Source organism: Bordetella genomosp. 12, from assembly GCF_002261355.1.
Lineage (GTDB): Bacteria > Pseudomonadota > Gammaproteobacteria > Burkholderiales > Burkholderiaceae_B > Bordetella.
In genome coordinates, this window is sequence record NZ_NEVU01000002.1 from 514,173 (window position 1) to 531,665 (window position 17,493).

Sequence of the window (17,493 nt, forward strand, 5' to 3'; positions counted from 1 at the left end):
GCGCTTACTTCTGTTCGATGTAGACGTCGTCGAAAGTCTCGTTCATGCCGATGGCGCTCTTGACGAGGTTTTTGACTTTGGAGCGGTAGATCGTGGGGAATTCCATGTCCACGAGATAACCGTTGGCGACATCGTTGACCAGGGTGTTCTGCAGCTTGCTGTAGAGGGCCTGGCGCTTGGCGGGATCGACTTCGGAGGCGGCCTCGGTCCACCAGGCGTCCGTCTCGGGGTTGTTATAGCCCTGCACGTTGGCAAAGGGCGAACCCTTGACGATGTTCGACCCGATATACAAGCGCTGCACGCCCAGCGCGGGGTCGCCGTACTGGTAGGTGTAGTTGGTGGTCAGATCGAAGTCCCAGTTGCCGGTGCGCGAGGCCCAGCCACCGGCGTCGGTGGATTCGATCTGTACCTTGAACCCCAGTTGCTCGAGCGACTGCTTGGTGTACTCGCCCAGACGGTCCCAGGTCGAACCATAGGGAAAGGCCAGCTGCCGGATGGTGTAGTCCTGGGGCTTGATGCCGGACTCCTTGATCAGTTCGCGTGCCTTCTTCATGTCGAAGGGCATGGCGGGCATGTTCTTGTCGTAGAACATCTCCGTCGTCACGAAGGGGCTGGTCGAGGCCTTGCCCTGACCGAAGAAAATGTTGTCGACGATCATCTTGCGATTCAGCGCCGACATCACGGCCTGGCGCACCTTGACGTTGTCAAAGGGCGGTTTGCGCATGTTGAAGATCAGATAGGCTTGCGGCGAGAGCATCTCCCAGCCTTGCGTGGTGTACTCGGTGTTGGGCTGGGCGCGCAGGCGCTTGACGTCGACGTTATCGACGTCGCCGCCGCGCAGCACGTCCACGCTGCCGCGTTCATAGGCCACCGCGCGCGATGCCGAGTCGGGAATCACATTGAAGATCAGCTCATCCAGATAGGGTTTGCCGGGCTTCCAGTAATCCGGATTGCGCGCCAGTTTGATGTACTCGCCGCGCTTCCATTCCTTGAACATGAACGGGCCGGTACCGATGGGCTTCTGGTTGGCGGGATTGGTCGCATAGTCCGTGCCGGCATAGATGTGCTTGGGCATCATCGGCGCGAAGCCCGGCTCGAACATCAGCATGAAGGCCGGGAAGGGCGATTTCAACGAGATCTTCACCGTCTTGTCGTCGATCTTGTCGACCTTGTCGATGAACTTGTTCAGGATCACGCGGGCGCGGGCGTGCACCTTGGGCAGCAGCTCGGTCAGCGAAAACACCACGTCATCGGCTGTGAAAGGCTGGCCGTCGTGCCACTTGACGTTGTCTTGCAGGTGGAAGGTGTACGACAACCCATCCGGGCTCGCTTCCCAGGACTTGGCCAGGCCCGGCTGGGGTTTGAGGTCGAAGGAGTAGGTCAGCAGGCTTTCATAGATTTTGCCGGCAACGAACTGCGTGGGGCCCTGCTGGTTCAGGGCGGGGATGAGGATAGGCGGCTCGGGTTGCACGATCATGCTGAGCGTGCCGCCCTTGGTCTGTGCCCAGGCGGCGCTCATGGGCAGAGCGGCGGCCAGGGCGAGGGCGCAAGCGGAGAGTTTGAGGGCGTGGTTCAGTTTCACTGCGAGCCTCCCGGCTGTCTTGAGAGTAATGGGCATGAAGTGCCTGGTGGGTTCAAGCAAATCTCATGCCATGGCGGATGGTGGGGCCGGCGTACGCGGGTAGCGCTTGCCGGTTGCTGCATTGCGGTGCATGAACGGCCCGCCGCGCACCGCTGCGGCGATTCGTTCAGGCAGTGGGCGAGCCGCCGGGCTGCAGGCAGTGCCGCGTGGGCCCGGCCGCCGCTGGGCGTGGTTCCGCCGCTCTCTGGGGCCCGGTCAGGGCCGCGGTGTTGTCCGTTTGCAAGTTTTTCCCCTTTGCATTTGTGTGGACGTCGTTTTGATGCTGATGCAGCGTATCGAATATTTGGTACTCTCAATAGATCCAAATTGATTAGAGTTTCTGGTGCCACTTTGAAAGAACTGATTCTGTCGGAGCGTTTGCTGCAAGGTTTGGAGCGGCGCGGCGCCACGCCGTTGTCCAGGCAAATCTGCGACACGCTGCGCGCGCTGATTCTCGGCGGAGAGCTTCCTGCAGGAACCAAGCTGCCTGCCACTCGGGCGCTGGCCGCCGACATCGGGTTATCCCGTAATACCGTTTTGCACGCTTATGACCAGTTGCTGGCCGAGGGCTATCTGATTTCGGCCTTCGGAAGTGGTACCTTCGTTTGCGATACGGTGCCAGCACCACAAGAAGCCTTGCCTGGGCGGCCCGCCGATGGTCCGGCCAGTCCTTTTCTGCTGTCGCGGCGTGGCAGCAAACTGGTGCAGGAAGCGTCGGCATCCGATCAACAATGGGGGGCGTTTGTCTCCGGCGTGCCCGACGTGGCCGCGTTCCCGCGCGCCATCTGGAATCGCCTGCTGGCGCGGCGCTGGCGGCAGCAAACCCCCGAACTGCTCACCTACGCCAATGGCTCGGGCTACATGCCCTTGCGCCAGGCGCTGGCCGAACACCTGCGCCTGGCGCGCTCGGTGCGCTGCGAACCCGATCAGATCGTCATCACCACCGGCATTCATCAGTCCATCAGCCTGCTTTCGCGCCTGTTGGGCGATACTGGCAATACCGCCTGGATGGAGGACCCCGGGTATTGGGGCGCGCGGTCCACGCTGGTGGCCTGTGGCATTACGCCCGTGCCGGTGGCCGTGGACGATGAAGGGATGGCGCCCAACCCTGAGCAGCTGCAGGAGCCGCCGCGATTCATTTTCGTGACGCCATCGCACCAATATCCGCTGGGCATGGTCATGAGCCTGGCGCGGCGGCGCATGCTGCTGGAGTACGCGCACAAACGCGGCGCCTGGATCGTCGAGGACGACTACGACAGCGAGTTCCGGTTCGACGGCAGGCCGATCGGTTCCTTGCAAGGCCTGGACGCGCATGACCGGGTGCTCTATCTGGGCACGTTCTCGAAAACCCTGTTTCCGGGATTTCGCATGGGCTATATGGTGTTGCCGCGCAGGTTGGCGCCGCATTTCGCAACCGGCTTGTCCGAGCTGTATCGCGAAGGCCGCTTGATGGAACAGGCGGTCCTGGCCGATTTCATCGAGGGCGGGCATTACGCCAGCCATATCCGCCGCATGAAGCAGCGCTACGCCAGCCGCCAGGCCGTGCTCAGGGCGGCCATTGCCAAGCAGTTCGGCGCCGACTGGCCGGTATCGACGCATGAAGCCGGTCTGCATCTGGTGCTGCACTTGCCGCAAGGCACGGATGACCTGGGGATTTCGATCGCCGCGCGCACGCTGGGCCTGACGGCCCGCCCCTTGTCGCGCTACTACGCCGATGAAAGCCGGGCCAGGCCCGGGCTGCTGCTGGGGTACGCCTGCGTGCCCGAGGAGGAACTCGGGCCGGCTTTCGAGCGCCTGACCCAGGTCATCACGCCGGCGCTCGAACATGTGCAGCGTTCGCAGGGCGCGGCCGTGCGCAGCGATCGCCTCAATGAGCAGGCCTGGAGCGGAGCCTGAGGGGGCTGGCCGGGCCAGCCGCCCACCCTTTATGATGCGCGGGAGACGCGCCGTGTCGGCGTGTCACCTTGGAGACATTCGGGTGGCTGCACAGAAACACAGAATCGCCGTGATTCCCGGCGACGGTATTGGCAAGGAGGTCGTGCCCGAGGGGCTGCGCGTGCTCGATGCGGCGGCCTCGCGCTTTGGCATTGATTTCCAGTGGGATCACTTCGACTGGAGCTGCGATCATTACGCCAAACACGGCAAGATGATGCCCGATGACTGGATGCAGCAGATCGGCAGCCATGAGGCCATCTTCTTTGGGGCCATCGGCTGGCCGGCCACGGTGCCGGACCACGAAGCGCTCTGGGGCTCGCTGTTTCGTTTCCGCCGCGACTTCGATCAATACATCAATCTGCGCCCTGTGCGCCTGATGCCCGGCGTGCCGTCGCCGCTGGCCAACCGGCAGCCCGGCGAGATCGATTTTTTCATCGTGCGCGAAAACACCGAAGGTGAGTACTCCAACAGCGGCGGTCGGCTGTTTGCAGGCACCGAGCGCGAGGTCGTGATTCAGGAAAGCGTGTTCACGCGCGTGGGCGCCGACCGGGTGTTGAAGTTCGCCTTCGAGCTGGCCCAAAAGCGCGGCAAGCACCTGACCGCTGCGACCAAGTCCAATGGCATTTCAATTTCCATGCCGTGGTGGGATGAGCGCGTGGCCGATATCGCCACGCAATACCCCGACGTGCGTTGGGACAAATACCACATCGATATTCTGTGCGCGCACTTCGTGCAGCATCCGGATTGGTTCGATGTGGTGGTGGCCTCGAATCTGTTCGGCGACATTCTTTCCGATCTCGGGCCGGCCTGCACCGGCACCATCGGTATCGCCCCGTCGGCCAATCTCAACCCCGAGCGCAAGTTTCCTTCGCTGTTCGAGCCGGTGCACGGATCGGCGCCCGACATCTACGGCAAGGGCATCGCCAATCCGATCGGGCAGATCTGGAGCGGCGCGCTGATGCTGGATTTCCTGGGCTATCCGCAGGCCTCGCAGGCCATCGTCTCGGCCATCGAGACGGTGCTGGCCGAGGGGCCCCGCACGCCCGACATGAAGGGCAAGGCGAGCACCGCGGACGTCGGCCGCGCCATTGCCGAGATCGTGGCCAAGGCCTGAATGACAAGGCCCGCCATTGGCGGGCCTTGTGTGCGGTGACGCGGCGTCTCAGTGGGCGCCGGCTGCCGCCTCGGCTGCGCCGTCGTCCTTGCCCTTGCCGCGCGAAGACTTGGGCCGGGCGAACCACACCGTGCCGATGAGGAGCACGAAGATGATGGCCGAGGCGTAGAAGATATCCACCGCCGCCATGGTGTAGGCCTGGTTGTTGACCATGCCGTCGACCACGCTGAGTGATTGCTGGTGGTCCAGCCCCATGGTGCTTTGCAGCGTTCCCATGATCTGATCGAAAGCCTGCTGCCCCGGTTTGGCCGACTCGGTCATCTGGGCGTGATGCAGGGTGGCGCGATTGTCCCACAGCGTCGTGGCGATCGACGTGCCGAAGGCGCCCGCCGTCAGCCGCGCGAAGTTGGACAGGCCCGATGCGGCAGGGATGCGGCTGGGATCCAGCCCCGACAGCGTGATCGAGGTCAGCGGCACGAAGAACATGGCCATGGCGGCGCCCTGGATGATGGTCGGAATCATCAGTGTGCGCATGTCCGTCTGCGTATTGAAGCCCGCGCGCATGAAGCACACCAGCGCGAAGATCATGAAAGCCACGGTCACGATCTGGCGCGGATCGCGGGTAGCCAGCATCTTGCCGACGATGGGCGTGAGCAGAATCGCCAGCAATCCGACCGGCGCGGTCACCATGCCGGCGTAGGTGGCCGTGTAACCCATATTGCTTTGCAGCCAGAGCGGCAGCAGCACCACGTTGCCGAAGAACACCCCGTAAGCCGTCGCCAGCGCCAGCGCGCCCACCGTGAAATTGCGCTCCTTGAACAGCCGCAAGTCCACCACGGGATGGGCGTCGGTGAGCTCCCAGATCAGGAAGAAAACGAAGGCGGCGAAGGCGACCGCGGCCAGGGCGATGATGGTGGGGCTGGCGAACCAATCCAGCTCCTTGCCCTTGTCCAGCATGATCTGCAGGCTGCCCACCCAGATGACCAGCAGAAACAGGCCGACCTTGTCGATGGGCAGCTTGCGGGTGAGCGATTCACGGTCGCGGAAGATGCGCCAGCTGATCCAGGCGGCCAACAGGCCCACGGGCACGTTGATATAGAAAATCCACGGCCAGGTGTAGTTATCCGATATCCAGCCGCCCAGTAGCGGCCCGGCCACCGGCGCGACCAGGGTCGTCATCGACCACACCGCCAGTGCCATGCCCGCCTTTTCGCGCGGGAACGCGCCCAGCATCAAGGCCTGCGACAGCGGAATCATGGGGCCGGCGACCAGGCCTTGCAGCACCCGGAAAGCGATCAGCGCCTCCAGCGTGGGCGAGAAGCCGCACAGCCAGGAGGCCAGCACGAAGAGCAGGGTGGACGTCACGAACAGCCGCACTTGCCCGAACCGCTGCGTCAGCCACCCCGTCAAGGGCACGGTGATGGCGTTGGCCACGGCAAACGAGGTGATGACCCAGGTGCCCTGGCTGCTGCTCACCCCGAGGTCGCCCGAGATGGTGGGAATCGACACGTTGGCGATGGAGGTGTCCAGCACGTTCATGAACACCGCCGTCGACAGCGCGACAGAGCCGATGATGCGGGTGGCACCTTCCAGCGGCGGGTAGGGCCCGCCGGAGGGCGCCTTGCGGGCTTGCTCGCTCATGATTGCAGATTGTCTTTGATGATCTTGGCGATGAGGGCGTCGGCTTCGCCATGCGCGGCGTCGAAGGCGCGGGTGGACCAGGCCGGCTCGGAGCGCGCCGCCGTCAGGGCCGGGCCGTCATCCTTGCCGACATCGACCTCCACGTCCATGGACAGGCCGACGCGCAGCGGGTGTTTCTTGAGGTCTTCCGGGTCGAGCGCGATACGCACGGGAACGCGCTGCACGACCTTGATCCAGTTGCCGGTGGCGTTTTGCGCCGGCAGCAAGGCAAAGGCGCTGCCGGTGCCGGCGTCCATGCCGATGACCTTGCCATGGTATTTCACCGAGCTGCCGTACAGATCGGCGGTCATGGTCACGGGCTGGCCGATGCGCATATGGCGCAACTGGCCTTCCTTGAAATTGGCTTCGACCCAGACCTGGTCCAGCGGCACGACGTTCATCAGGACCGAGCCGGGCGCCACGCGCTGGCCGACCTGAACGCTGCGGCGGGCGATCATGCCGTCGACGGGCGCCGGCAGCACCGTGCGCGAGCTGGCCAGCCAGGCATTACGCAGGTTGGCCGCCGCCTGGCGCACGTCGGGATGGTTCTCGACGGACGTGCCCTGGGTCAAGGCCTGGTTGGTGACCTGCTTGGCCTGGGCCGAGGCCAGTGCCGCGCGGGCCTGCGCCAGCCCGGCCTGGGCCGTTTTCAGCGTGGTTTCGGCGTGCAGGATTTCTTCGCCGCTCACGCCGCCGGAAGCCGCCAGCGCCTGGCGGCGCTTGAGGTCGCTCTGCGCGCGGTTCAGGTCAGCCTGGGCGCGGCCGATATCGGCTTGCCGCACGTCAACGTCGGCGGCCAGGCTGTCGTTCTGCACGTAGAGTGTGCGCACCTGGCGCACGGTCTGGGCCAGCTTGGCCTCGGCCTGTTGCAGGGCGACATCGGTGTCGGCCGAGTCCAGGCGGACCAGCGGTTGGCCCGCCTTGACCATATCCGTGTCGTCGGTTTCGATGGCCACGACGGTGCCGGGCACCTGCGGCGTGATCTGCACGAGGTTGCCATGCACGTAGGCGTCGTCCGTGCTTTCGAAGTGCGAGCCAAACAGCGCCCACCAGGCGCCGTAGACCAAGGCCAGGACGATGAAGGCGCCGGTTGCGATCAACAGCAGGCGCTTGCGTGCGGGATGGGTAGAGGGGGAGGTCATGGCAAGCGGTCAGTGAGTATGGGAAGGTGAGGAGCCAGCAGCGGGCGCGTAGCCGCCGCCCAGGGCATAAGCCAGATCGGCATCGAGCTGATAGGCGCGGTACTGCAGATCCGTCAACAGCCGGGCCTGCGCCAGCACGCCGTCTTGCGCAAGCAGCACCGAAAGGTAGTTGCCCAGGCCGCTGCGGTAGCGCCGGACGGCCAGATCGTAGGCGCCTTCGATGGCCTGATGGGCCTGCCGGCGTTCGGTCTTTTCCCGGTCGATCAGGCGCAAGGCATCCAGCGCATCGCCGACTTGCTGCACGGCCGTCAGCACGGTCTGGTTGTAATCGGACACGGCCAGATCGGCATCGGCACGGCTGCCCGCCAGGTTGGCGTTGAGTTCACCGCCATGAAAGATGGGCAGGGTGATCGCAGGGCCGACGCCGGCGGTACGGCTGAAGCGGTCGAACAGCAAATTGGTGCCCAGCGCCTGAAAGCCTGCGAACGCCGCGATATTGACGTTGGGGTAGAACTCGGCCTTGGCGCTGTCGATACGGTGGCGTGCGGCCTCGGCGCGCCAGCGCGCGGCCACGACATCGGGCCGGTGGCCCAGCAGTTCCAGCGGCAGGGCCTGCGGCAGGACGCCATCGGCCGCGCGCAAGGCGACGGCAGTGACGGATTGCATCTGCGCCGGGCTGCTCGCGGTCAGGGCCGCGAGCTGGTTGCGCAGTTGGGCGATCGTGGTTTCGACCTGGGTCAGATCGACGCGGGCGGCCGCGGCGGCCGACTCGGCCTGCTTGACCTCGACTTCGGTGTCCAATCCGGCTTGCCGGCGGCCCTGGGTCAGTTTCCAGACATCGTCGCGTTGTGCGATCACGCGCTTGATGACATCGCGTTGCGCGAAGGCATTCTGCAGATTGAGATAGCTGCGCACCACCGACCGGGCCAGCATATTGTGTGCGGCCTGGGCGTCGGCCTCGGCGGCATCGCGCTGCGACACGGCGGCCTGCAGACGCGAGCGGTTCTTGCCCCAGAAATCCAGCTCATAGCTGAAGTCCAGCGCGAAGCGGTTGTCAGAGGCCACCGAGCCGCCCAGCGGGGAGGGGTAGAGATAGTTACCGGAAAGATGCTCGCGGGTCAGGTTGTAGTTGGCGTCCACGCGCGGCATGAGCGGCGCGCGCGCGCCGGCCATGGCCGCGTTGGCCTGCGCCAGACGCGCCTGCGCCGCTGTCAGCGTCGGGTTGTTCTGCAAGGCGGCATCGACCAGGCGATCCAGCTGCGGGTCGCCATAGCGTTGCCACCATTGCGTGGTGGGCCAGAGGGTCTGCGTATCGGCCAGCCCCAGTTGGGCCGGCTCCAGCTCGGCGACCGGTTTGGGGGCCGGGTCCATCAGTGCGCAGCCTGCCAAGGCCAGCACCAATGCGGTGGAAAGGAGACGTTTCATCCTGACAGTTTGCTTAAAATGATTGATTGAGCTGTTATTGACTAGGCAGTAATTAGATCGTATCGAAGCGGGTTTTGCGCTAACAACCCGATCGCGAATGAGGTTAACGGCGCCCGCGCGCTCAGGGGCCGCCCTGCGGCGACCCATTGGCCAGCATGCGGTTCAGCAGATGGCGCAGCTGCAGGACTTCCTCGGTGCTGAAGCCCCGCAAATGGGTGTTGAGCGCCTTGGCGATATAAGTGGGAATCTCACGCGCCTTGGCCAGGCCGGTATCGGTCAGCTCGAGCTTGACCACGCGGCGGTCCTCGCTGCTGCGCACGCGCCGCAGCAGGCCTTTGAGCTCCAGCCTGTCGAGGGTGCGGGTCATGGCGCCGGTATCCACGCCGATGATGCGCGCCAGTTCGGCAGACGTGTCGGCCCGGCCGCGCTCGATCAGCGCCAGCGGCCGCCACTGCATGGCGGTCAGATCCAGCGGCGCCATCTCCTGATCGAGCATGCGATTCAGGGATTGATACACCAGCTTGATCAGAAAACCGCAGTTGTCCTCGCTGGTGGCGACTTTGTCGGCGCGGTAGTGGACATTGCTGGGGGCGGCGGGGTCAGGCTTGGGCGAACTCATGCGGCAGGATTTTACTGCCTAGGCAATTATTGTCAAGGCAACCTGCCCCGGCTAGGGCGTGGGTTTGCGCAAGCCAGACCACACAATGGCCGCCACGATGAGGGCCGCGCCGGCAAGCATGCGCGCGCTGGGCTCCTGGGCGAACAGGAACCAGGCAAAAGCAATGGCGTAGACGGGCTCCAGCGCGATGACCAGCCCCGCGCTGCGCGCGTTGAGCTTGGTGAGCGAGGACACGAAGAGGTAGTGCGACAGGCCGGTGCAGAACACGCCCAGCAGCGCGATCCAGAGCCAGTCTATCGCGGCCAGCGCCGGCAATTGATCCACGGCGAAGGGCAGGACGATGAGCGAGACGATGGCGTTTTGCCAGCAGGCCACTTGCATGGGATCCATCCCCGAGGCGGCGCGGCGATTGCTCAGGGCCAGCAGGGCGAAGGACAGGCCCGACAGCAGCCCCCAGGCCAGGCCGACTGTGCCCTGATCGGCCCAGTCGAAAGAAGGCGTGACCAGCACCAGGCCGGCGCTCACCAGGCCCAGTACCAGCCATTCCGCCGCGCGCACCTTCTCGCGAAACAGCACACCCTCGAACAGCGTGATGAAGGCCGGAAAACTGGCGAACCCCAGCGTGGCGATCGCGATGCCGCCCACTTTGACCGAAATGAAGAAAGTCACCCAGTGCACGGCCAGCAGGGCGCCGGAAATCACCAAGACGAACAACTGAGCCGGTGTCAGGACGCCAAGCAGGGAGCGGCGTTGCAGGCGCGCAAAAAAGGCCAGGGAGGCAACGGCGAAGAGGGCGCGGCCCAAGGTGATGACCGCCGCGCCGGCCTGGATGAGCTCACCGAAAACGCCGGTCAGGCCGAACAGAACGGCGGCTAAATGGATATATACGAGGGCACGCTGGCGGGTCATGGAGTATCGGCTGAGATTCGAAATCACCCAGGCGGCGGGCCTGGGCCGATGGCGGGCATCAAAATTCACGCCGTGTCTGCGCGTTTGGCGCCACGGCAATCTAAAATCATCGCATGAATCGCATTTCCGAGCATTTTGCTGCGTCCCGTCAGGCGCAGATCCTGGCGGGCTATTTTCTGGCCGGCCTGGGCGCCATCCTGTTTTCCGCCAAAGCGGTGGTGGTCAAGTTCACCTACCGTTACGGCATCGACGCCGTGACGCTGATCGCATTTCGCATGCTGTTTGCCATGCCGTTTTTCGCCGCGGTGGCCTGGTGGGAGTCGCGGCGCGCGGCCCGCGGGCAGATCGTGACCCTGACCGCCAAAGAGAGAATCCAGATCTGCATTTTGGGTCTGATCGGGTATTACCTCTCCAGCTTTCTGGATTTTCTCGGCTTGCGCTACGTCAGCGCCAGCCTGGAGCGCCTGATCCTGTTTCTGTCGCCGTCGCTGGTGGTCTTGCTGTCGGCCTGGTGGCTGAAACGGGCCATTACGCGGCGCCAGCGATGGGCCATGATCCTCTCCTATATCGGGGTGGTTCTGGTCTTTGCCCATGATTTGTCCGAGACCGGGGGCGGCTCCGATGTCATCAAAGGGTCTTTGTTCGTCTTCGCCTCGGCCCTGAGCTATGCTGTTTATCTGATCTGCTCCGGCGAGCTGGTCGAGCGCGTCGGAGCCACGCGGCTCGTGGCCTATGCCATGCTGGTGTCTTGCGTGGCCTGCGTGATTCAGTTCTTTGTCGTGCACCCGCCCTCGATGTTGCTGCAGCCCGCGGGGGTCTATGGTTATTCCTTTATCCACGCCACGCTGAATACGGTGTTGCCGGTTTTCATGATGATGTGGGCCGTCGCGCTGGTGGGGGCGCCCACGGCGTCGTTGCTGGGCATGCTCGGCCCGGTCTCGGTGCTGTTCCTGGCGGCGTGGTTGTTGGCCGAGCCCATCACCGTCTGGCAACTGGCCGGCACGGCGCTGGTGCTGGCAGGGGTTTTCGTTCTGACAGGCAGGCGCCCCGCCAAAGCGGGTTAGCGCGGCCTGCAGGTTGTTTTGCCTAATCGTCAATTCAGAAAGGAGGCCAGAATGGCCAGCAAGCTCGTCAAGGCAGTCCGTATTGAACAGCACGGCGGCCCCGAGGTCCTGAAAGTCGTGGAGGTGGAAGTCCTGCCTCCCGCCGCCAATGAAGTCACCATCCGCCAGCATGCCGCCGGCCTGAACTTCATCGATATCTACTACCGCACGGGCCTGTATCCGCATCCGCTGCCGCACGGCCTGGGTTTTGAAGGCGCGGGTGTGGTCGAGGCCGTCGGCGCCGAGGTCAAGCATTTGAAAGTGGGCGACCGCGTCGCTTACGGCCAGAGCCCGCTGGGCGCCTATGCGCAGGCGCGCAACGTGCCGGCCGCACAGGTCGTCAAGCTGCCCAAGGGGGTGAGCTTCGAAGACGCCGCGGCCCTGATGCTAAAGGGCCTGACCGTCCAATACCTGTTTCGCCAGACGTATCGTCTGCAAGGCGGCGAAACCATTTTGTTCCATGCCGCGGCCGGTGGCGTGGGCCTCATCGCCTGCCAATGGGCCAAGGCGCTGGGCGTGAAACTGATCGGCACCGTGTCCAGCCCCGAGAAGGCGGAACTGGCGCGTGCCCATGGCGCCTGGGAAACGATCGACTACTCGCGCGAAAACGTGGCCGAGCGCTTGCTCGAACTGACCGGCGGCAAGAAAGTGCCCGTGGTCTATGACGGCGTGGGCAAGGACACCTGGGAAACGTCGCTGGATTGCATCGAGCCGCGCGGTTTGATGGTCAGCTTCGGCAACGCGTCGGGTCCGGTCACGGGCGTGAATCTGGGCATCCTCAATCAGAAGGGCTGCCTCTACGTGACGCGCCCCTCGCTGGCGTTGCACGTCAACACGCCGGAGAAACTCAAGGCCGCCGCCGACGAGCTGTTTGGCCTGGTGCAGAAAAAGAAAATCAAGGTTCGCATCGATCAGCGCTACAGCCTCGAGCAGGCCGGCGACGCGCAGACCGCCCTGGCTGGCCGCAAGACCACCGGCGCCACGATCCTGACGCTGGATTGAGCGGCGAACGGCAAGGGCGATAAATAATGCCGGCCTAGGCCGGCATTATTTTTGATGCCGGCCCGTGCCGGGCCGGCGGACTTGCTGCCCGGCCATCGCCGGGCGAGGCGGGTCAGGACACCCGCATTTGCTGCAGGGCCGCGATGCGCGACGGAATGGGCGGGTGCGACGAGAACAGCGCCGAGATGGCGCGCCCGCCGGCAATGCCGGAGGCCTGGAAGGACTTGGGCAGCTCGCCGGCCGGCACGCCGCCCAGACGCGCCAGCGCGTGGATCATGGGTTCACGCGCGCCCAGCAGCTGGGCCGACCCGGCATCGGCGCGGTACTCGCGCTGGCGCGAGAACCAGGCCACGATGATGGTGGCCAGCACGCCGAAGACGATCTCACAGACGATCACGGTGACGTAGAAGCCCGGCCCGATGCCGCGCTCGGTGCGAAAGACCGTGCGGTCGACGAAATAACCCACCACACGCGCCAGGAAGACCACGAAGGTGTTCACCACGCCCTGAATCAGGGTGAGGGTGACCATGTCGCCATTGGCGATGTGGGCCACTTCGTGGCCGAGCACGGCGGCGACTTCCTCTTCGCTCATGCTTTCGAGCAGGCCGGTCGAAACGGCCACCAGCGCGTCGTTCTTGAAGGCGCCCGTGGCGAAGGCATTGGGCGCGCCCTCGTAGACGGCCACTTCAGGGCGGCCGATGCCGGCGCGGTCGGCCAGCTGATAAACGGTGTCGAGCAGCCAGGCTTCACGTTGATTGCGCGGCGCGTTCGGGTCGATGACCTGGGCGCCGGTGCTGTACTTGGCCATGGGCTTGCTGATCAGCAGCGAGATGATGGAGCCGGTAAAACCCACCACCACGGAGAACACCAGCAGGGAGTTGACGTTCAGGCCCTCTGCGGTGATGTAGCGATCCAGACCCAGGATGCGCAAAGTGGCGGACAGCACCAGCATCACGGCCAGGTTGGTGATCAGGAACAGGAATACGCGTTTCATTCTGTGGAGTTTCCTCTGCGAGCGGAAAACGATTTTCAGACCCCTTTTTGACCAGCCCCGTGCTGGTCGGTTCCCCGGGGGCTCCCCGCGGCCGGTCAGGCGCGCAGGGGATGGGGAGTATAGTATCGCTTTCCCCTATATCTCCTCTCGCCCTTTCTTTATTTCAGGTACCCATGCAGGCACTCTGGATGTTGTTGGCATCTGCCATGTTCGCCATCATGGGGTCGTTCGTGAAGCTGTCGGCTGAGCACGGCGCCTCGTTGGCCCAGGTTGTCCTGTTTCGCGGGCTGCCGTCGATCATTCTGCTGCTGATATGGGCGCGCGCCGCGCGCCAGTCCATCGTCCCCACGTCATGGCGCCTGCATATCTGGCGCAACCTGTCGGGCGTGACTTCGATGTGGCTGGGGTTTTATGCACTCTCGCACCTGCCGCTGGCCACGGCCACCAGCCTGAACTACACCGCGCCGCTGTTCATCGCCTGCTGGATGCTGGGCTGGGGAGGCGCGCAGCGCGATCTGGTCCGCATCATCGCCGTGGCGCTGGGTTTTCTGGGTGTCATCGCGGTGCTGCGCCCCAGCATCAATGACGACCAATGGCTGGCCGCCATGCTGGGCCTGTCGGCCGGGGCGCTGTCGGCCATCGCCATGATGCAGATCCGTCAGTTGGGCCGGGTGGGCGAGCCGGAGTGGCGCACGGTGCTGTTTTTCTCGGTGGCGGTGTGCGTGAGCAGCTTCGTCGGCCTGGCCTGGCAGGGATGGGGCACCGCCGATATGATCGGCTATGGGGCGCTGGTCGGCGTGGGCACTGCCGGTCTGTTCGGCCAGTTGGCTATGACGCGCGCCTTCGGGCATGGCGCGGCGTTGCTGACCGCCGCGCTGCAGTACTCCACCATTATCTTTGCGGCGCTCATCGGCGTGGGCTTCTGGGGCGACATGCTCGATGGCCTGGCCTGGGCCGGCATGGCTCTCATCATCGCCGCGGGTCTGCTGTCGGTTTGGCGTACCATGCGAGATCCGGCGCAGCGCTGATGCGCTGCGGCCCGTTGTAGAGGGAGCTTCAATGACCAAGCCTTTGATTTCCGTTGCCGATCTGGCCGCTCGTCTGGGCCAGGCTGATCTGCAGGTTTTTGATCTGCGCCACGATCTGATGGACCATTCCGTCGGGCCGCGCGCCTACGAGCAGGCCCATATCCCGGGGGCGCGCTATCTCAATCATGAGACCGAACTCTCGGCCGCGCGCACGGGCAAGAACGGCCGCCATCCCCTGCCGCAGCGTGATCAAGTCGCCGGGCTGATGGCCGCGCATGGCATCAAGCCCGCGACGCTGGTCGTGGCCTATGACGCCAGCGGCGGCATGTATGCGGCCCACCTCTGGTGGATGCTGCGTTGGATCGGGCATGAGCGCGTCGCGGTGCTCGACGGCGGTTGGCAGGCCTGGGCGGCAGCGCAATTGCCGGTCGACAGCGGCCCGGTATCCGCTTTGGCGCCGCTGGCCGGCGTGCGGGCGGGCGAGCCGCTCGAGGGTACGGTAGACGCCGCGGCCGTGCTGGCCAATATTCCGACCCAGGCCTTTACCGTGATAGACGCCCGCGCGGCCAATCGTTATCGCGGCGAGGTCGAACCCATGGACCCCGTCGCCGGTCACATTCCTGGCGCGTTGAACCGCCCCAATGTCGAGAACCTGACGCCCGAGGGCCGCTTCAAGGATGCGGCGCAGTTGCGGGCCGAGTTCAAGCTGCTGCTCGACGGCCGCGAACCGCAGGCCATCGTGCATCAGTGCGGCTCCGGGATTACGGCTTGCCATAATTTGCTGTCGATGGAGATCGCCGGACTCAATGGCTCGCGTCTGTATCCGGGCTCCTGGAGCGAATGGTGCGCTGACGCCTCGCGCCCGGTCGCCAAAGGTTGATCGCGACGCGCCGAAAAGCGGCCCTGCGGGGCCGTTTTTTTGTGGCTGGCGCTAGGCGGCCAGCAGTTTGTGGCGCTCGGAGATGCTGGCCGCTACGGCCAGAAAGTGCGCCAGCGAGCCGGTGCTCATTGTGGGGGATTTGGCCTTGTCGTCCCAGCGGCGTAGCCGGATGGCGTCGGGCGCACCCGGCAGGCTGGCGAAATCCATGGCCTGCGCGGCGTCGAAGCTGCCGCCTTGCAGATTCAGGCTGCGCCGGGAATCCTCCGACAGCGTTGAGACGTAATCGGCCTCGACATAGCAGAGATAGCGTTTTGCCTCGACGTGCAGGCGTATGGGGTCGAGCACCCGGGCATCGAACAGGCCGCGCAGGAAGGGCAATACAAAATACTGATGCTTGTCATCCACGCCCCGCAACGTCGGGGTGTCGGGATGATCGGCGATGAGGTGGCCCAGGTCGTGCAGCAGGCAGGCCGTCACCAGGTGGGCCGAGGCGCCGGCCTGCTCGGCCAGCGTCGCCGTCTGCAGGGCATGCTTCAGATGGCTGACGGGCTCGCCGTCATAGCTGCGGTGGCCGCGCTCGAGAAAAATATGTTCAATGTCGTACAGGCTCAAGGGCATGGCCGTCTCCCGAGTGATCCGTGCGCCAGAAAGGAATTTCAGTAGACCAGAGCGTTTTGACGGTTTGATGACAGTGCCAAGACAGGCCGCGGGCGGCGAAAAAAAACCCGGCAGCAGCCGGGTTTTCAGGGGGGCGGCGGAGTTACTCGCCTTTTTCGTTCATGATGCGGCGGTACCACTCGTGGAAGTGCTGCATGCCGTCTTCCATGGGCGACTGGTAGGGGCCGGCTTCGTTGACCCCGCGCAACATCAGCGCGCGGCGGCCGGCGTCCATGCGCTCGGCGATTTCATCGTCCTCGACCGCCGTTTCCATATAGGCGGCGCGTTGCGCTTCGACGAACTCGCGCTCGAAGGCGACGATTTCTTCGGGATAGTAGAACTCCACCACGTTGAGGGTTTCCTGCGGGCTCTTGGGATAGAGCGTGGACAGGACCACGACATGCGGATAAAGCTCGATCATGTGCGTGGGGAAGTAGGTGGCCCACACGGCGCCGAAATCGGGAGCCTGTCCGGCGCGGAAGTCCAGCAGGCGGTCATGCCACTGGCGGTAGACATCCGAGCCCGGTTGCGCCAGCGCCTGATGCACGCCCACCTTCTGCAGGCTGTACCAGTCGTTGAACTCCCAGCTCAGGTCGTCGCAGGTCACAAAGCGACCCAGCCCGGGATGGAAGGGCCCGACGTGGTAGTCCTCCAGATAGACCTCGATGAAGGTCTTCCAGTTGTAGTTGCACTGATGCACCTCGACGTGGTCGAGCACATAGTCGCCAAAGTCGAACTCGGGACGGGCGAAAAGAGGAGCCATGTCCGCGGCGGGATCGCGCGGGCCCTCAAAGAGCAGGCCGTGGCAATCGCGCAGGCGAAAGCGCTGCAGATTCATGCAGGGCGTGGCGTCGAACTGGGGCGCGCCGAGCAGCTCACCCTGGTTGTTGTAGGTCCAGCGATGCAGCGGGCAGACGATATTGCCCCCCGTGCTCTGCAAAGAGCCGCTGGTGTTGACGTTGCCGCTGACATTGCCCGCCTCGCCGCCCAGCATGAGGGCCTGGCGATGGCGGCAGACATTCGAGATGAGTTCTACGCCGTTCTGGTTGCGAACCAGAACGCGGCCTCCGTTCTCCTGAACCAACGTCCGCCAATCTCCGATCTCGGGCACGAGTTTTTCGTGGCCGACATACAAGGAGGATTGCTTGAAAATGTGTTCTTGCTCGCGCGCAAAGCGGGCTTCGTCGAAATAGGCGCTTACCGGAAGCTGGGTGCGAGCTGGCACCACATGTGCCATCCGACCTATGTCGGTCATGATTCCCTCCGCTCGGATGAAAAAGCCAGGACGGGGGAAGGCATTCCTTGTTTAGCCCTCAGTCCGCTGGCGCGAAGAAAAATCGGACTGGCCGATCCAAACCAAGAATTGTACCCCATCCCCTTCGTT

The 17,493-nt window shown here is 64.4% G+C and carries 15 protein-coding genes; 6 read left to right on the plus strand and 9 right to left on the minus strand.

Annotated elements, in window-relative coordinates; translation table 11 throughout:
• Positions 1 to 4: 4 nt before the first annotated feature.
• Positions 5 to 1,618 carry an ABC transporter substrate-binding protein gene (locus CAL22_RS07730; RefSeq protein ID WP_094811938.1) on the minus strand — a complete coding sequence of 538 codons (1,614 nt, stop codon included), beginning with the start codon at positions 1,616 to 1,618 and terminating at the stop codon, positions 5 to 7.
• A gap of 354 nt (positions 1,619 to 1,972) precedes the next feature.
• Between CAL22_RS07730 and CAL22_RS07735 the strand changes: the two genes are divergently transcribed.
• Entirely contained in the window at positions 1,973 to 3,517 is a 1,545-nt protein-coding gene (locus tag CAL22_RS07735; RefSeq protein WP_094811940.1) for a PLP-dependent aminotransferase family protein, read from the plus strand.
• Between the two features lie 34 nt (positions 3,518 to 3,551).
• Positions 3,552 to 4,670, plus strand: a complete 1,119-nt coding sequence (locus tag CAL22_RS07740; protein ID WP_094813509.1) for a tartrate dehydrogenase — start codon at positions 3,552 to 3,554, stop codon at positions 4,668 to 4,670.
• A 48-nt stretch (positions 4,671 to 4,718) separates the two neighbouring features.
• Here the strand turns inward: CAL22_RS07740 and CAL22_RS07745 are convergent, their stop codons facing one another.
• The 5 genes from CAL22_RS07745 to CAL22_RS07765 all read right to left on the minus strand — a co-directional run bounded on the left by CAL22_RS07745 (position 4,719) and on the right by CAL22_RS07765 (position 10,445).
• Complete coding sequence (locus CAL22_RS07745) at positions 4,719 to 6,311, minus strand: DHA2 family efflux MFS transporter permease subunit (RefSeq protein WP_094811942.1); 1,593 nt, start codon at positions 6,309 to 6,311, stop codon at positions 4,719 to 4,721.
• Positions 6,308 to 7,492 carry an efflux RND transporter periplasmic adaptor subunit gene (locus tag CAL22_RS07750; protein WP_094811944.1) on the minus strand — a complete coding sequence of 395 codons (1,185 nt, stop codon included), beginning with the start codon at positions 7,490 to 7,492 and terminating at the stop codon, positions 6,308 to 6,310. The genes CAL22_RS07745 and CAL22_RS07750 overlap by 4 nt, the downstream gene beginning before the upstream one ends.
• Positions 7,493 to 7,501: 9 nt before the next feature.
• Positions 7,502 to 8,917 carry an efflux transporter outer membrane subunit gene (locus CAL22_RS07755; protein ID WP_094811946.1) on the minus strand — a complete coding sequence of 472 codons (1,416 nt, stop codon included), beginning with the start codon at positions 8,915 to 8,917 and terminating at the stop codon, positions 7,502 to 7,504.
• Between the two features lie 121 nt (positions 8,918 to 9,038).
• The gene (locus CAL22_RS07760; protein ID WP_094811947.1) at positions 9,039 to 9,536 is read right to left on the minus strand and encodes a MarR family winged helix-turn-helix transcriptional regulator; all 498 of its coding nucleotides are present in this window, start codon (positions 9,534 to 9,536) and stop codon (positions 9,039 to 9,041) included.
• A 51-nt stretch (positions 9,537 to 9,587) separates the two neighbouring features.
• Positions 9,588 to 10,445, minus strand: a complete 858-nt coding sequence (locus tag CAL22_RS07765) for a DMT family transporter (protein ID WP_094811949.1) — start codon at positions 10,443 to 10,445, stop codon at positions 9,588 to 9,590.
• Positions 10,446 to 10,558: 113 nt separating this feature from the next.
• Between CAL22_RS07765 and CAL22_RS07770 the strand changes: the two genes are divergently transcribed.
• Together CAL22_RS07770 and CAL22_RS07775 are read left to right on the plus strand one after the other, a co-directional pair.
• On the plus strand, positions 10,559 to 11,509 hold the full coding sequence (locus CAL22_RS07770) for a DMT family transporter (protein ID WP_094811951.1): 951 nt from the start codon (positions 10,559 to 10,561) through the stop codon (positions 11,507 to 11,509).
• Positions 11,510 to 11,560: 51 nt separating this feature from the next.
• Positions 11,561 to 12,550 (plus strand): quinone oxidoreductase family protein, encoded by a 990-nt coding sequence (locus CAL22_RS07775; protein WP_094811953.1) that lies wholly within the window; start codon positions 11,561 to 11,563, stop codon positions 12,548 to 12,550.
• 112 nt (positions 12,551 to 12,662) lie between these two features.
• On the opposite strand, the gene htpX is transcribed toward CAL22_RS07775, so the two are convergent.
• Positions 12,663 to 13,544: a protease HtpX gene (htpX, locus tag CAL22_RS07780; protein WP_094811955.1), complete on the minus strand. Its 882-nt coding sequence runs from the start codon at positions 13,542 to 13,544 to the stop codon at positions 12,663 to 12,665.
• Between the two features lie 173 nt (positions 13,545 to 13,717).
• Between htpX and CAL22_RS07785 the strand changes: the two genes are divergently transcribed.
• Together CAL22_RS07785 and CAL22_RS07790 are read left to right on the plus strand one after the other, a co-directional pair.
• A complete protein-coding gene (locus CAL22_RS07785; RefSeq protein ID WP_094811956.1) occupies positions 13,718 to 14,572 on the plus strand; it encodes a DMT family transporter in 855 nt (284 codons plus the stop codon).
• 31 nt (positions 14,573 to 14,603) lie between these two features.
• Positions 14,604 to 15,452, plus strand: a complete 849-nt coding sequence (locus CAL22_RS07790) for a sulfurtransferase (protein WP_094811958.1) — start codon at positions 14,604 to 14,606, stop codon at positions 15,450 to 15,452.
• 51 nt (positions 15,453 to 15,503) lie between these two features.
• On the opposite strand, the gene CAL22_RS07795 is transcribed toward CAL22_RS07790, so the two are convergent.
• Both CAL22_RS07795 and CAL22_RS07800 read right to left on the minus strand, forming a co-directional pair.
• The gene (locus tag CAL22_RS07795; protein ID WP_094811960.1) at positions 15,504 to 16,070 is read right to left on the minus strand and encodes a phosphonate degradation HD-domain oxygenase; all 567 of its coding nucleotides are present in this window, start codon (positions 16,068 to 16,070) and stop codon (positions 15,504 to 15,506) included.
• 142 nt (positions 16,071 to 16,212) lie between these two features.
• Positions 16,213 to 17,364, minus strand: coding sequence for an aromatic ring-hydroxylating oxygenase subunit alpha (locus CAL22_RS07800; protein WP_094811962.1), 1,152 nt, complete (start codon positions 17,362 to 17,364; stop codon positions 16,213 to 16,215).
• Between the last annotated feature and the right edge of the window lie 129 nt (positions 17,365 to 17,493).

What these genes read in the sequence shown, in the direction of transcription:
- CAL22_RS07785 (WP_094811956.1), top strand. Translation starts at nt 13,718, where the DNA reads ATGCAGGCACTCTGGATGTTGTTGGCATCTGCCATGTTCGCCATCATG.
- htpX (WP_094811955.1), bottom strand. Translation starts at nt 13,544, where the DNA reads ATGAAACGCGTATTCCTGTTCCTGATCACCAACCTGGCCGTGATGCTG.
- CAL22_RS07755 (WP_094811946.1), bottom strand. Translation starts at nt 8,917, where the DNA reads ATGAAACGTCTCCTTTCCACCGCATTGGTGCTGGCCTTGGCAGGCTGC.
- CAL22_RS07800 (WP_094811962.1), bottom strand. Translation starts at nt 17,364, where the DNA reads ATGACCGACATAGGTCGGATGGCACATGTGGTGCCAGCTCGCACCCAG.
- CAL22_RS07745 (WP_094811942.1), bottom strand. Translation starts at nt 6,311, where the DNA reads ATGAGCGAGCAAGCCCGCAAGGCGCCCTCCGGCGGGCCCTACCCGCCG.
- CAL22_RS07750 (WP_094811944.1), bottom strand. Translation starts at nt 7,492, where the DNA reads ATGACCTCCCCCTCTACCCATCCCGCACGCAAGCGCCTGCTGTTGATC.
- CAL22_RS07740 (WP_094813509.1), top strand. Translation starts at nt 3,552, where the DNA reads ATGCGCGGGAGACGCGCCGTGTCGGCGTGTCACCTTGGAGACATTCGG.
- CAL22_RS07730 (WP_094811938.1), bottom strand. Translation starts at nt 1,618, where the DNA reads ATGCCCATTACTCTCAAGACAGCCGGGAGGCTCGCAGTGAAACTGAAC.
- CAL22_RS07775 (WP_094811953.1), top strand. Translation starts at nt 11,561, where the DNA reads ATGGCCAGCAAGCTCGTCAAGGCAGTCCGTATTGAACAGCACGGCGGC.
- CAL22_RS07795 (WP_094811960.1), bottom strand. Translation starts at nt 16,070, where the DNA reads ATGCCCTTGAGCCTGTACGACATTGAACATATTTTTCTCGAGCGCGGC.
- CAL22_RS07760 (WP_094811947.1), bottom strand. Translation starts at nt 9,536, where the DNA reads ATGAGTTCGCCCAAGCCTGACCCCGCCGCCCCCAGCAATGTCCACTAC.
- CAL22_RS07765 (WP_094811949.1), bottom strand. Translation starts at nt 10,445, where the DNA reads ATGACCCGCCAGCGTGCCCTCGTATATATCCATTTAGCCGCCGTTCTG.
- CAL22_RS07770 (WP_094811951.1), top strand. Translation starts at nt 10,559, where the DNA reads ATGAATCGCATTTCCGAGCATTTTGCTGCGTCCCGTCAGGCGCAGATC.
- CAL22_RS07790 (WP_094811958.1), top strand. Translation starts at nt 14,604, where the DNA reads ATGACCAAGCCTTTGATTTCCGTTGCCGATCTGGCCGCTCGTCTGGGC.